Source organism: Neoroseomonas oryzicola (assembly GCF_012163135.1).
GTDB lineage: Bacteria > Pseudomonadota > Alphaproteobacteria > Acetobacterales > Acetobacteraceae > Neoroseomonas > Neoroseomonas oryzicola.
Genome location: NZ_JAAVUP010000006.1, coordinates 50,653 through 63,469, shown reverse-complemented (window position 1 = coordinate 63,469; position 12,817 = coordinate 50,653). Strand labels below are relative to the sequence as shown.

The window sequence follows — 12,817 nt, the reverse complement described above, 5'->3', positions numbered from 1 at the left end:
GCCCGCCGCGCGTCGGCGGGAATCGGGTCGAATGACGCGCCGGGTGTGTGAATGACGATCAGTGTCGACATGGGCCTCGGCACCGCCGGGGAGGCGGTGGTCCTCGACCTGGAGGAACTGCTTTCCACGCGCCTTCTGGTGCAGGGCAATTCCGGATCGGGCAAGTCGCATCTGCTGCGGCGCCTGCTGGAACAGAGCGCGCCCTGGGTCCAGCAGGTCGTGGTCGATCCGGAAGGGGATTTCGTCACTCTCGCCGAGCGTTTTGGCCATCTCGTCGTCGACGTCGCGGAGCATACCGAGGCATCCCTGCAGCGTTCGGCGGAGGTGGTGCGCCAGCATCGCGTCTCGGTCGTCCTCAACCTCGAGCATGTGGAGGTGGAGGAACAGCTGCGCTTGGCCGCAGCCTTCCTGTCCGGGCTGTTCAACGCGGAGCGCGACGCCTGGACGCCGGCGATGGTGGTGGTGGACGAGGCGCAGTTGTTTGCCCCTGCCTCGGGCGGCGACGTGTCGGATGAGGCGCGGCGGCTTTCGCTCGGTGCGATGACGAACCTGATGTGCCGCGGCCGCAAGCGCGGCCTCGCGGGCGTCATCGCGACGCAGCGCCTGGCGAAGCTCGCGAAGAACGTGGCGGCCGAGGCCTCGAACTTCATGATGGGGCGCACCTTCCTCGACATCGACATGGCGCGCGCGGCCGATCTGCTCGGCATGGAGCGGCGCCAGGCGGAGATGTTCCGCGACCTGCCGCGCGGGAACTTCATCGCGCTCGGGCCGGCAGTGTCGCGGCGGCCGCTGCCGGTGCGGATCGGGGCCGTCGAGACGAGCTCGCGCAGCGGCGGCCCGCGCCTGGTGCCGCCGCCGGATGCGACCGCGCTGGAGGAAGCGCGCGACATGATCCTGCGCATGCCGGAGGCCGAGGCGGCGCTGCCGCCGCGCCCGCGTCGCCAGCCGCGGGCGCCCGCGCCGGACATCCTGCAGCAGCTCGCGCAGTTCCAGCCGCCGCAGGCGCGCGGCGCCAAGGCGCCGGAGGCCCCGCCGCCGACGCCCGAGGAAGCCGCGGAGCGCGAGAAGGTGCTGACCGAGGTGCTGCGGCAGATCCTCGCCGATCCCGAGGCGCCGTTCCGTCCTTCGGCGGTGCTCTACCAGGATTTCCAGGTGCGCTGCCGGATTCAGGAGATCGGCGGGCCGCCGCCCGACTTGCCGGCCTTCCGCCGGATGCTCGCGATCGCGCGCGCGGGTGTCGACATGCGCGCGATGGATGGCACCGACTGGCCGCGCGCGGTCGAGCGCGCGGAGGCGCTGCCCGAGGACGCGCAGGGTGTGTACCTGCTGCTCGCGCGCACCGCGCTGGCGGGCGAGCCCTGCCCGCCGGACGGTGCCATCGCGCTCGCCTATGGCAGCCGATCGGCCGGACGCGCGCGGCGGCTGCTGACCTGGCTCGAGGAGCAATCCTGCATCGTCTGTCGCGCGGACCGTGGCGGACGGCGTGTGGTGGCGATCGTGGGCCTCGGCTGGGAGACCGCGCCGGGCGATCCGAACGCGCCGTCCGACGGCATCCGCGCCGCCTGACCGAAAGGCAGGATGCAGCGCCGCCCGGCTGTGGCAGGCTGGCGGCGGCATGAGCACCGCATCCGATCCCTTCGCCCCCGGCTTCGTCGAACGCCCCTATTGGTGGGAGGAGGCGCCGCCCACGCCGGCCCAGGCGCCGTTGCCGGATGCCGTGGAGGTGCTGGTCGTCGGCGGCGGCATCGCTGGGCTGGCGACGGCACTCGAGCTCGGGCGCAACGGCGTGAAGGCGCTGGTGATCGACCGGGAGGCGATCGGCTGGGGCGCGTCCTCGCGCAATGGCGGGGCGCTGAGCGGGGCGGGCAGCCTGGGCAAGGTCCGATCCGACCTGGTCGAGACCTTCGGCGCGACCTTCGTCGCGGAACTCGCGGCCGAGGGCGAGCAGGCCTTCGAGGATTTCGAGGCGCTGGTCGCGCGCGAGGGCCTCGACTGCCAATACGTGCGCTGCGGCCGCTTCGTCGGCGCGCACGCGCCCAAGGCGATGGAGGCGCTGAAGCGCCGCGCCGAGATGATCAACGCGACCGGCAGCGAGGAAGCCTTCCTGCTGCCCCGCGGGCGCGTGCGCGAGGAGATCGCGACCGATCGCTACCATGGCGGGATGCTGCTGCTCCGCGCGGCCTCGGTGCATCCGGGGAAGTATGTACGGTCGCTCGCGCAGGCCGCGGCGCGGGCTGGTGCGATGCTGATCGGCGGCGTGGAGTACCGCGGCGCCACACGGCAGGCGGATGGCGCCTTCGTGGTCGAGACGAACCGCGGCAGGCTGCGCGCGCGGCACCTGATGATGGCGACGAACGGCTACACAGGTCCGGCTGCGCCGTGGCATCGCCGCCGCCTGATCCCGGTCGCGAGCTACATGATCGCGAGCGAGCCGATCGGGGAGGAGCGCGTCCGCGCCGCGCTGCCGAAGCTGCGCGTCTATGGCGACACCAAGAAGATCCTCTACTACTTCCGGCCCTCGCCGGACCACACGCGCATCCTGTTCGGCGGCCGGGCGAGCTTCGTGGACAACGATGCGCGCCGTGCCTCCGTGCGGCTGCACCGCTTCATGGTGGACCTCATCCCGGACCTCGCCGGCGTGCGCATCACCCATGGCTGGTTCGGCAATGTCGCCTTCGCCTTCGACATGATGCCGCATGTCGGCGTGCATGACGGCATCCGCTACGCGATGGGCTGCAACGGCAGCGGCGTGGTCGCGATGACGCATTTCGGGCGCGTCGCGGCGCAGCAGATCATGGGGGGCGGGAACAGCGTGTCCGCCTTCACCCGCCTGACCTTTCCGACGCGGCCCTTCTACACCGGCAATCCGTGGTTCATGCCGCTGGTGGGCACCGCCTACCAGCTGCGCGACCGCCTGGATGGCTGGCGGGTGAAGGATGTCGGCTGATCGCGGTCAGCCTGCCTTCCCGAAGGCGCCGGCGGCGCGCAGCGCGGCAACAGCGGATGCGTCGTAGCCGAGCATCTGCGCGACCTCTTCGGTATCCGCGCCCAGTACGGGTGCCGGACGATCCGGCTGCGCGGCGAGGCCGGGGTAGGACACCGGCTGTCGCGCCGATCGCGCGAGGCCGCTGCCGTTGGGTGCGAAGAAATCCACGTCCTGCAGGTGCGGATCGGTCAGCAGGTCCTCGAGCCGGTTGACGCGCGCATGCGGGATGTCGAGGTCCTGCAGCGCCTGCAGCCAGTCGGCGGTGCTGCGGCGGGTCATCTCCTCGGCCAGCACGGTGTAGAGCTCGGCGATATGGGCGCTGCGCTCGCCGGGATCGGCGAACCACGGCGCCTCGAGCACGTCGCGCCGGCCGGTGAAGTCCAGCAGGCGGCGCCATTGCTGCTCGGTGTACGGAAGGGCCGCGATCCAGCCATCCTGCGTGCGGTAGGGCCGGCGATCGGCGGCGAACATGCGGTGATAGCCGGCGATCTCGGGCGGGCCGCCGAAGGCGGCGGCGGCCAGGTGTTCGTTCAGCACGAAGGCGGCGACCGATTCGAACATCGCGGCCTCGACCTCGATCGGGCCCGCCATGCCGCGGCCGCGCGCGGCGATCGCGGCCATCACGCCATAGGTCGCGGTCAGTGCGGCGACCTTGTCCGCCATCACGCCGGGCACATAGGCGGGGTCCTGCCCGCGATAGGAGGGCAGCGCGGCGATGCCGCCGGCCGCCTGGATCACGTCGTCGAAGGCCGGCCGCCCGGCATAGCGGCCGCCGCTGCCGAAGCCGACGGCGGCGCAGTAGATGATCTGCGGATTGATCGCCGCGACCTTGTCGAAGCCGAAGCCCAGCCGCTCGATCGCGGCGGGGCGCATGTTGTGGACGAAGACCTCGGCCCAGCGCAGCAGACGGCTGAAGACCTCGCATCCCGCGGGGGTCTTGAGGTCGAGCACGACGCTGCGCTTGTTGCGGTTGTTGCAGACGAACATCGCGCTGTCGCCCTGCGGGCCGCGGGGCTGGATGCCGCGCGCGAGGTCGCCTTCCGGTCCCTCGACCTTGATGACCTCGGCACCGAGGTCGCCGAGCACCTGCCCGATCAGCGGGCCGTAGATGACGCTGGTGAGGTCGAGGACGCGAAGGCCGGGCAGAAGCGGAATCATGGATGCGTCACTCGGGGCGGATGCCGGCCTCGGCGACGACCTGGCGCCAGAGCGGGAGTTCGCGGCGCAGGCGTTCGGAGAGTTCCGCAGGTCCGGTCAGCAGCAGGCGTCCGCCGGTCGCGGCCATGCGTTCGCCGAGCGGCGAACCGCTGCGCAGCGGCGCGAATTCGGCGACGAGGCGCGCCGTCGCCTCCTCGGGGAAGTTGCGCGGGGCGAAGAGCGCGAACCAGATGGTGATGCCAGTGCCGGGTACGACCTCGGCGATCGAAGGCACGTTCGGCACCACGGGCACGCGATCCGGCGAGGTCACGCCGAGCAGCACGCCGCGTCCTTCCTGCACATGCGGCAGCAGCGTCGCGAGGTCGCCGCTCATCACGTCCACGTCGCCCGCGAGGAAGCCGCTGATGAGCTGCCCGCCGCCGCGATAGGGCACGTGCTGCCAGTTGATGCCGGCCCGCGCGCCGAACAATGCCGCCGCCATGTGCGTGGTGGTGCCGTTGCCCGAGGAACCGTAGGTGATCCGCCCCGGCGCGGCCTTCGCCGCGGCGATCAGCGCCGGCAGGTCGCGGAAGGCCGCGTTGGGGCGCACCATGAAGCCCATGCTCGCTTCCGAGACGAGGGAGATGGGTAGGAGGTCGTTCACCGGGTCGTAGCCGATGTCGGGCTGCACGGCCGGCTGGATGGCGACGGCGCCGGTCACCATGGCCAGGGTGTGCTGGTCCGTGGTGGCGATGACCTGCTTGGTGCCGACCGCACCGCCGGCGCCGGGGCGCGTCTCGACGATGAAGGGCTGGCCGAGCCGTGCCGAGAGGTGTTCGGCGAGGAAGCGGCCGGGGATCTCCACCGGCCCGCCAGGCGCGTAGGGGATGATGATGCGCACCGGGCGGTTCGGCCAGGTGCGCGGCTGGGCCAGCGCAGCGGTGGGAAGGGCCAGTGTGGCGGCGGCGAGCGCGTTGCGTCGCGTGATCTTCACGATGAGTCCTCCCCGGATGGCGGGCGCAGGCTACGTCCGTCCGCCGCGGTCCGTCTATTCCGGGGTGATCCCGGCGCGACGCACCAGTTCCGCATTCTCCGCGAGGTCCTTCGCGACCTGTTCCCGCATGGCCCGCGCGCCGGTCGGCGAGGCGGTGATGCCGAGCGGTTCCAGCCGCGTGAGAAGCGCCTCGTCCGAGAAGGTCTGCGCGAGGGCCGTTTCGAGCTGCGTCGCGATGCCGTCGGGCAGGCCCGCGGGTGCGGCGATGCCGGTCCAGTTGGGCACGACGTAGCCGGGATAGCCCTGTTCCGCGACGGTCGGCAGGTTGGGCAGGGGACGGAAGCGCTGCGCCGTCGCGATGCCGAGCGCGCGCACGCGCCCCGCCTCCATGTGCGGCCGCGCCGGGGCGAGGGTGCTGAGCATGAAGTCGACCCGGCCGCTCGACACGTCGACCAGCGCGGCGGCGGTGCCGTTGTAGGGGACGTGGATCATCTCGACCCCCGCGCGCCGCGCGAGGTCGAAGGTGCCGAGATGCGCCGAGGAGCCGACGCCCCAGGTGGCATAGGAGATCTCGTTCGGCCGGCGCTTCGCGGCGGCGAGAAGCTGATCGAGGCTCTCCCAGCGCGGATGCGCGACGAACAGGTAGACGGCGATGCCGGTCATGCCGAGCCAGGTGAAGTCCTTTGACGGATCGTAGCCCGCGCTGCGCAGCACGAAGGGCGTGATGGTGAAGGTCGCGTTCCCCGCGAAGACCATGGTGTAGCCGTCCGGCCGTGCGCGGGCGGCCTGGCGGGTGCCGAGCGTCGTGCTCGCCCCCGGCTTGTGATCCATGACGAAGGTGCCGCCGAGCCGTTCCTGCAGCCCCTGGTTGACGGCATTGCCGAAGACGTCGGGGATGCCGCCGGCGGCATAGGGGATGATCAGGCTGACAGGCCTGGTGCCGGGAAAGGCGGATTGCGCGCGGCCGAGGCGCGGGGCGAGCAGCGGCGCGAGGCCCGCGGCAAGCAGGGCGCGGCGTGGGGTGGCGATGCGGTTCATGCTGGACCTCCCTGTTCGCGCGCTCCCGGCGCGGTGTCGTCAGATGGCGCGGCCGGCTCCCTGCCAGTAGGGTTCGCGCAGCTTGCGCTTGAGCAGCTTGCCGGAATCGTCGCGCGGCAATTCGTCGTGGAAGTCGATGACGCGCGGTACCTTGAAGTTGGCGAGCTTCGCCTTCAGCGCCTCGCGGATCGTGGCTTCCGTGGTGCCCGGCGCGGCGCGCACCGCGGCACAGAGGCTCTCGCCATACTCCGCATCCGGAATGCCGAAGACGGCGCAGTCGAGCACGCCTGGGATGCCGATCATCACGGCCTCGATCTCGGCGGGGTAGATGTTCACGCCGCCGGAGATGACCATGTCCCGCTTGCGGTCGCAGAGGAACAGGTAGCCGTCCGCGTCGAAGTAGCCGACATCGCCGACGGTGATCAGCCCGCCGAGTTCCACCGCGCGCCGTTCGCCGTCGCGCTTGTTGTAGGTGAAGTCCGGCATGTAGGCGACGCTGGCGAAGATCTCGCCGGGCACGCCGACGGGGCATTCCTCGCCATTCGCGCCGAGGATCTTCACGATCGCGCCTTCGGTCAGCGTGCCGACGGTGCCCGGCTTCGCGAGCCATTGCTCCGGCGTGCAGGCGGTCGGCGCGCCGAGGTCGGTCGCGCCGTAGAACTCGTGGATGACCGGGCCCCACCAGTCGAGCATCGCCTGCTTCACCTCGGGCGGACAGGGTGCGGCCGCATGGGTGACGTGGCGCAGCGAGGAGAGGTCGTAGCGGCGCTTCACCTCCTCCGGCAGGCGGAGCAGGCGCACCATCATGGTGGGGACGAGGAAGACGGTGGTGATGCGGTGGCGCTCGATCAGCGCGAGCGTCTCCTCCGGGTCGAAGCGCGGCATCAGCACCAGCACTTCGGACAACGGCACGGCGCGCAGGCCGAAGCCGTTCGGCGCCGAGTGATACATCGGCCCCGGCACCAGCGCGCGGATGCCGGGAACCAGGCCATAGATCTGCGCGCGGTTGCGCGCGGTGGCAGCGGCCTGTTCGGGCGTCGGCGGCTGGCGGCGCACGCCTTTCGGCCGGCCGGTCGTGCCGGAGGTGTAGATCATGCTCTCCCGCGCCGGCTGGGGCGGACGGTCCCATTCGGCGTGGCGGGCGATGAAGGCGTCCCAGTCCTCGCCGGGCGCGGGGTGCTGCCCGGGCGGGATGCCGTAGGCGGCGGCGGCCTCGGGCGGCGTGGGAACGACGAGGATCGTCAGCCCCTCCGGGGCTTCCGACAGCAGGTGCGCGAGGTCGGCGTGCACGACGACGATGCGCGCCTCGCAGTCGCGCAGGAGGTAGGCGACCTCGTCCGGCTTCCAGTGCCAGTTGATCGGCACCGCGTAGCCGCCGAGTGTCGTCGCGGCGAGGCTCGCCTCGAGGAAGGAGAAGTCGTTGCGCAGCAGCAGCGCGACGCAGTCGCCGGGACCGACGCCGAGCGCCGAGAACCCCGTCGCCGCACGCCGAACGCGGGCCATCAGCGCGTCGCGGGTGACCTGGCGGTCACCGCTGACGATGACCGCCGGCGCCGTCACGGCAGGTATTCCGCCCGGCCGTTGTTCAGCGCGATGACGTCCCGTGCCGGGACGCGCACGCGGAAGGCGGCCACACCTGGGCCTTGATTCCAGACCTCCGTGCGCAGCGTCTCGCCCGGGTAGACCGGCGCGGTGAAGCGCAGGTCGAAGCGCCGGAGCCGCGATGCGTCGCCGTCGCAGACCAGATTCATCACGGCCCAGCCGGCAACGCCGTAGGAGCAGAGCCCGTGCAGGATCGGCTGCGCGAAGCCACCCTTCGCGGCGGCCTTCGGGTCGGCATGGACGGGGTTGTAGTCGCCGTTCAGGCGGTAGAGCAGCGCGGCGTGGCGGCCGACCGTCCAGTCGAAGGATGCATCGGGCGTGCCCTCGGGCACGGGATGCGGCTGGCGGATCGGGCCGCTCGGACCGCCGAAGCCGCCATCGCCGCGCAGGAAGGAGGTGCTGGTGAGGCTGCAGAGCAACTCGCCGGTCGCGACGTCGCGCAGTTCGCGCGTCGTGTACATCAGCGCGCCCTTGCCGGCGCCCTTGTCGATGATCTCGTCGATGCGGAACCTGCTGACGACCCGGCCCTGCGGCGGCAAGGGCTTGTGGATGGTCAGCCCCTGTTCGCCGTGCAGCACCTTGGGCCAGTCGACGCCGGTATCGGGTTCCTTCACCCAGAACCCTGGTGTCGCCAGCACCACGCCCATGGTGGGCAGGGCGACGAGGTCTTCCTCATAGACATGGCGCAGCTGCTTCGGATCCATCGGGTCCTGCCCGAGGCCCAGGCCGAGCGCGTAGAGCATCGTGTCCTTGATGCCGTAGGCCTGCTCGATATCGGCGAAGCTCCGGTTCTTCAGCTTGTCGTAGTCGATCGCCATGCGTCGCTTCCCCCGTCAGGCCTGGAACGCCGCATCGGCGGCGAGCACGCGCTGCGCCTGGCGCAGATGCGGCATGTCGATCATCTTCCCGTCGAGCCCCACCGTGCCGATGCCGGGATTCGCCGCGAAGGCCGCGACGACACGACGCGCATGGGCGACCTCCTCGGCCGTCGGGCGGAAGCCTTCGTTGATCGGGCCGACCTGCGCGGGGTGGATGGCGATCTTGCCGGTGAAGCCCTGCTGGCGGCCATCGGCGCAGGCGGCGCGCAGCGCGGCCTCGTCGCGGAAGTCCACCTCGAGCGTGTCGATCGGCTGCACATTGGCGGCCACCGCCGCGAGCAGGCAGGCCGAGCGCGCGAGACGATAGGTCAGCGCATAGCCGCCCGCGGGATCCTGGTTGGTGCTGGCGCCGAGCGCGGCGGGCAGGTCCTCCGCCCCCCAGGTCAGCGCGGCGAGGCGCGGCACCGCGACCTTCGCGTATTCGGACAGGCGCAGCACGGCGGCCGCGGTTTCGGTCGCCACCGCGAGCAGCTTGATGCCACCGAGAGCGAGACCGTCGCGCGCTTCCAGCGCGTCCAGCCAATGCGACAGGCGCAGCAGATCGTCCGGCCCGTTCACCTTCGGCACGACGAGGCCATCCGGCGCCGCACGCACCACGGCCGCTGCGTCGGTCAGGCCCTCGCCGTCGAGGGGATTGATGCGTACCCAGAGCTGCGGCCGCCGCGCGGCACCCGCATGTGCCGCGAGGTAGTCCACCACCATGCCCCGCGCGACGGGGCGCCGCGTGGCGGCGACGGAATCCTCGAGGTCCAGGATCAGCGCATCCGCGCCGCTCTCCCCGCCCTTGGCGAGCTTGCGCTCGCTGTCCGCCGGGACAAAGAGCCAGGAGCGGATCATGCCGGCTTGCTCAGCATCAGCGCCTGGCGGCGGCAGTGGGCCACCAGCACGTCATGCTGGTTGTAGGCGCGGTGCATGAACTCGACGATGCCCTGGCCAGGACGCGACTTGCTCGGGCGCTTCGACAGCACCTCGGATTCCACGCGGATGGTGTCGCCGTGGAACAGCGGCTTCGGGAAGCGCACCTCGTCCCAGCCGAGATTGGCGACGGTGGTGCCGAGCGTCGTGTCGCCCACCGAGATGCCGACCATCAGCCCCAGCGTGAAGCAGGAATTGACGATGCGCGTGCCGAATTCGGTGCCCTTCGCGTATTCCTCGTCGAGATGCAGCGCCGCCGGGTTGTGCGTGATCGCCGAGAACCAGACATTGTCGGTCTCGGTGATCGTCCGGCGGATCGCGTGCCGGAACACCTGCCTGACCTCGAACTCCTCGAAATACAGTCCTGCCATCGTCCTCAGTCCTTCAGGCGCCACTGGACCAGCGTATAGGGCGGGTCCGCTTCGTCATGCGGTTCAAACACCGCTTCGACCTCTGCGCCGATCTCCACGGGCGCGGTCGGTTCACAGATCAGGTTGCCGACCATGCGGACATTGCCGGCATGGGGCAGTTCCACCAGCACGATGGTGTAGGGTCCGAAGCCCGTCAGCGCCTGGTGGACGGGGTGATGCGGCCGCTGCCAGGACCAGATGCGGCCGGTCGGCGCCACTTCCTCCCAACCGAGGTCGAAGGAGTGGCAGCGATGGCAGACCCATTCGGGCCCCCATTGATGCGCGCCGCAACCCTTGCAGCGCTGGATCACCAGCTTGCCGGCGCGCGTGCCGTCCCAATAGGGCTTGGTCAGCGGCGGCTGGTCGGGCGCGGGCAGGCCATCGGGCAGGGCGCGCTTCGTGGTCGTGCTCACAGGGTCGCCTCCGTGCCGAGGACCAGGCTGCTGACGGGCGTCACCATCGGGCCGCCGAGGACGGCGACGACCTCGGCGCCGGCGACCTGGTTGTTGGCGGTGCCGCGCAATTGGCGGACGGCCTCGTTCACCATCTCGAGCCCGTGCATGTAGCACTCGGCGAGATTCCCGCCGCTGGTGTTCATCGGCATCTTCCCGCTCGGCGCGAGCAGGTTCTCGAGCACCAGGAACTCGTTCGCCTTCTTCGGGTCGACGAAGCCGTGCTCTACCAGGGAGAGCAGCACGCCGCCGGTGAAGTTCTCATAGGCCTGCACGACGTCGACATCCTGCGGGCCGAGCTTCGCCATGGCCCACATGTTCTTCGCGACGGTGGGGAAGTGCGCAGACGCATAGTCCGGCGCGTTGTGCACCGGCGCCGCGCTGCGGTGGTGCCCGCCCTGCGCGGTGCCGAGCAGATAGGTCGGCTTGTGCGGCAGGTCCTTCGCGCGATCGGCCGGCACCACCAGCACCGCGCCGGCGCCGTCATTCTCCTGGCAGCAGTCGAAAAGGCGATGGAAGGGCTCGATGATCCAGCGGGAGGCGTCGTACTTCTCCTCCGTCAGAGGCCGTCCGTACATCACCGCGCGCGGGTTGGACTGGGCATGGTGGTAGGAGGCCATGGCGATGGCGCGCAGCGCCTCGTGCCGGATGCCATGGTCGCTCATGAAGCGGGTGATCTTCATGGCGAAACGCTGCGCCGGGGAGATCAGGCCATAGGGCGCGAGGAAGGCGTCATCCCCCATCGCCGCCGCACCGAGCCGGCTGCGGCCGTAGCGCGCGAACTGCCCCTGCGCGAGCGAGCGGAAGGCGATGACGCAATTCGCCATGCCCGAATGCACCGCCGCCGCGGCATTGGCGACCGAGGCCGCGACGCCGCCACCCCCGCCGCCCCAATGCATGTTGGAGAAGCGCAGTTCCTTGATGCCCAGTGCGGCCGCCAGTCGCGGCGCGTCCGAGCGATCGTCGCCATAGGAGGCGAAGCCGTCGACTTCCTTCGGGTCGATGCCGGCGTCGTCGCATGCGGCGAGGATCGCCTGCAGCGCCAGCTTGAACTCCGCATCGGGGGATTGCCCGTGCTTGTAGTAGGTGGTCTCGCCGATGCCGGCGATCGCCACCTTGCCGCGCAATGTGCGCTCGCTCATCGGCGCCTTGTCCTCCGATCCTGCGTCATCGGGCGGCATCCTGGAACAGGCGCCGGCCGATGATCTCCTTCATGACTTCCGCCGCGCCGCCGGCGATGCGCGTCACGCGCGCATCCGCCCAGGCCCGCGCGATCGGCGTTTCCACCATGTAGCCCGCGCCGCCGAACAGTTGCAGGCAGCGGTCCAGCACCTCGCATTGCAGGTCGGTGCAGAACAGCTTCGCCATGCCGGCCTCGACCGGGTCGAGCGTGCCGTCCATCTGTAGTCCGATCAGCCGGTCGGTCAGTGCGCGCGCTGCGGCGGTCTTGGTGGCGAGTTCCGCCAGCACGAAGCGGGTGTTCTGGAAGTCGGCGATGGTGCGGCCGAAGGCCTTGCGGTCGCGGGTGTAATCGATGGTCCAGCGGATCGCTTCCTCGGCCAGCACCGTGCCGCGCACCGCCTGCACCAGGCGTTCGCGCGCGAGGTTCGTCATCAGCATGCCGAAGCCCTGGCCCTCGGCGCCGAGGCGGTTCTCCATCGGCACGCGTACCTCGTCGAAGAACAGTTCCGAGGTGTCCTGCGCCTTCATGCCGATCTTGGCGAGGTTACGGCCGCGCCGGAAGCCGGGCGTCTTCGTCTCGATCACGATCAGGCTGACGCCATGCGCACCGGCATTCGCGTCCGTCTTGCAGGCGGTGATGACGATGTCGGCGTTCTGGCCGTTCGAGATGTAGGTCTTCTGCCCGCGAATAACGTAGTGGTCGCCATCCGCCACGGCCCGTGTGCGCATGCCCTTGAGGTCGCTGCCCGCATCGGGTTCGGTCATCGCGATGGCGCCGATCAGCGAGCCATCGACCATGCCCGGCAGCCAGCGGCGCTTCTGCGCCTCGGACCCGAACTTCGCGAGGTAGGTCGCGACCATGTCCGAATGCACGACGAAGCCGGGGCCGGAGAGGTTTGCGCGCGCTAGTTCCTCGGTCACCACCGCGCAGTGGCCGAAATCGCCGCCGGGACCACCATAGTCGGGCGCGACGTCGCAGCACAGCAGTCCCGCCTCGCCGGCCTTGAGCCAGGCTTCGCGCGGGACTATGCCGGCCTCGTCCCAAGCCAGGGCATGGGGAACCAACTCGGACTCCACGAAGCGGCGCACGGAGGTGCGGAACATCTCGTGATCCGGGCTCAGCACCGTGCGGGGCCGGTCCAGCATGCCGTTTCCTCGATCGTTCTCGTTCGCTTGCAAATGGTAAGCATGCGTACGATCATCGTGCAAGCAGTCGCGGGGGA

General features: G+C 70.5%; 12 protein-coding genes. 2 read left to right on the top strand and 10 right to left on the bottom strand.

Going from position 1 to position 12,817, the window contains the following annotated elements; translation table 11 throughout:
* Positions 1-51 precede the first annotated feature (51 nt).
* On the top strand, positions 52-1,566 hold the full coding sequence (locus GWK15_RS18375; protein ID WP_168042834.1) for an ATP-binding protein: 1,515 nt from the start codon (positions 52-54) through the stop codon (positions 1,564-1,566).
* A gap of 49 nt (positions 1,567-1,615) precedes the next feature.
* Positions 1,616-2,947 carry an NAD(P)/FAD-dependent oxidoreductase gene (locus GWK15_RS18370; protein ID WP_168042833.1) on the top strand — a complete coding sequence of 444 codons (1,332 nt, stop codon included), beginning with the start codon at positions 1,616-1,618 and terminating at the stop codon, positions 2,945-2,947.
* A 6-nt stretch (positions 2,948-2,953) separates the two neighbouring features.
* On the opposite strand, the gene GWK15_RS18365 is transcribed toward GWK15_RS18370, so the two are convergent.
* The 10 genes from GWK15_RS18365 to GWK15_RS18320 are packed head-to-tail and all read right to left on the bottom strand — an operon-like array spanning position 2,954 to position 12,740.
* Complete coding sequence (locus GWK15_RS18365) at positions 2,954-4,144, bottom strand: CaiB/BaiF CoA transferase family protein (RefSeq protein ID WP_168042832.1); 1,191 nt, start codon at positions 4,142-4,144, stop codon at positions 2,954-2,956.
* Between the two features lie 7 nt (positions 4,145-4,151).
* Positions 4,152-5,117, bottom strand: coding sequence for a tripartite tricarboxylate transporter substrate-binding protein (locus GWK15_RS18360; protein ID WP_168042831.1), 966 nt, complete (start codon positions 5,115-5,117; stop codon positions 4,152-4,154).
* Between the two features lie 54 nt (positions 5,118-5,171).
* Positions 5,172-6,155, bottom strand: coding sequence for a Bug family tripartite tricarboxylate transporter substrate binding protein (locus GWK15_RS18355; protein WP_168042830.1), 984 nt, complete (start codon positions 6,153-6,155; stop codon positions 5,172-5,174).
* A gap of 39 nt (positions 6,156-6,194) precedes the next feature.
* Positions 6,195-7,715 carry an acyl-CoA synthetase gene (locus GWK15_RS18350; protein ID WP_338147283.1) on the bottom strand — a complete coding sequence of 507 codons (1,521 nt, stop codon included), beginning with the start codon at positions 7,713-7,715 and terminating at the stop codon, positions 6,195-6,197.
* Positions 7,712-8,575 (bottom strand): MaoC/PaaZ C-terminal domain-containing protein, encoded by an 864-nt coding sequence (locus GWK15_RS18345; protein WP_168042829.1) that lies wholly within the window; start codon positions 8,573-8,575, stop codon positions 7,712-7,714. Before GWK15_RS18345 ends, GWK15_RS18350 begins: the two co-directional genes overlap by 4 nt.
* A 15-nt stretch (positions 8,576-8,590) precedes the next feature.
* Entirely contained in the window at positions 8,591-9,472 is an 882-nt protein-coding gene (locus tag GWK15_RS18340; protein ID WP_168042828.1) for an HpcH/HpaI aldolase/citrate lyase family protein, read from the bottom strand.
* Positions 9,469-9,921 carry a MaoC family dehydratase gene (locus tag GWK15_RS18335; protein WP_168042827.1) on the bottom strand — a complete coding sequence of 151 codons (453 nt, stop codon included), beginning with the start codon at positions 9,919-9,921 and terminating at the stop codon, positions 9,469-9,471. Before GWK15_RS18335 ends, GWK15_RS18340 begins: the two co-directional genes overlap by 4 nt.
* Before the next feature lie 5 nt (positions 9,922-9,926).
* On the bottom strand, positions 9,927-10,373 hold the full coding sequence (locus GWK15_RS18330) for a Zn-ribbon domain-containing OB-fold protein (RefSeq protein ID WP_209442289.1): 447 nt from the start codon (positions 10,371-10,373) through the stop codon (positions 9,927-9,929).
* Positions 10,370-11,554 carry a thiolase C-terminal domain-containing protein gene (locus GWK15_RS18325; RefSeq protein ID WP_168042826.1) on the bottom strand — a complete coding sequence of 395 codons (1,185 nt, stop codon included), beginning with the start codon at positions 11,552-11,554 and terminating at the stop codon, positions 10,370-10,372. Before GWK15_RS18325 ends, GWK15_RS18330 begins: the two co-directional genes overlap by 4 nt.
* 25 nt (positions 11,555-11,579) lie before the next feature.
* On the bottom strand, positions 11,580-12,740 hold the full coding sequence (locus GWK15_RS18320; RefSeq protein WP_168042825.1) for an acyl-CoA dehydrogenase family protein: 1,161 nt from the start codon (positions 12,738-12,740) through the stop codon (positions 11,580-11,582).
* Positions 12,741-12,817: the final 77 nt, after the last annotated feature.

What these genes read in the sequence shown, in the direction of transcription:
- GWK15_RS18375 (WP_168042834.1), top strand. Translation starts at nt 52, where the DNA reads ATGACGATCAGTGTCGACATGGGCCTCGGCACCGCCGGGGAGGCGGTG.
- GWK15_RS18320 (WP_168042825.1), bottom strand. Translation starts at nt 12,740, where the DNA reads ATGCTGGACCGGCCCCGCACGGTGCTGAGCCCGGATCACGAGATGTTC.
- GWK15_RS18335 (WP_168042827.1), bottom strand. Translation starts at nt 9,921, where the DNA reads ATGGCAGGACTGTATTTCGAGGAGTTCGAGGTCAGGCAGGTGTTCCGG.
- GWK15_RS18345 (WP_168042829.1), bottom strand. Translation starts at nt 8,575, where the DNA reads ATGGCGATCGACTACGACAAGCTGAAGAACCGGAGCTTCGCCGATATC.
- GWK15_RS18340 (WP_168042828.1), bottom strand. Translation starts at nt 9,472, where the DNA reads ATGATCCGCTCCTGGCTCTTTGTCCCGGCGGACAGCGAGCGCAAGCTC.
- GWK15_RS18370 (WP_168042833.1), top strand. Translation starts at nt 1,616, where the DNA reads ATGAGCACCGCATCCGATCCCTTCGCCCCCGGCTTCGTCGAACGCCCC.
- GWK15_RS18355 (WP_168042830.1), bottom strand. Translation starts at nt 6,155, where the DNA reads ATGAACCGCATCGCCACCCCACGCCGCGCCCTGCTTGCCGCGGGCCTC.
- GWK15_RS18325 (WP_168042826.1), bottom strand. Translation starts at nt 11,554, where the DNA reads ATGAGCGAGCGCACATTGCGCGGCAAGGTGGCGATCGCCGGCATCGGC.
- GWK15_RS18365 (WP_168042832.1), bottom strand. Translation starts at nt 4,144, where the DNA reads ATGATTCCGCTTCTGCCCGGCCTTCGCGTCCTCGACCTCACCAGCGTC.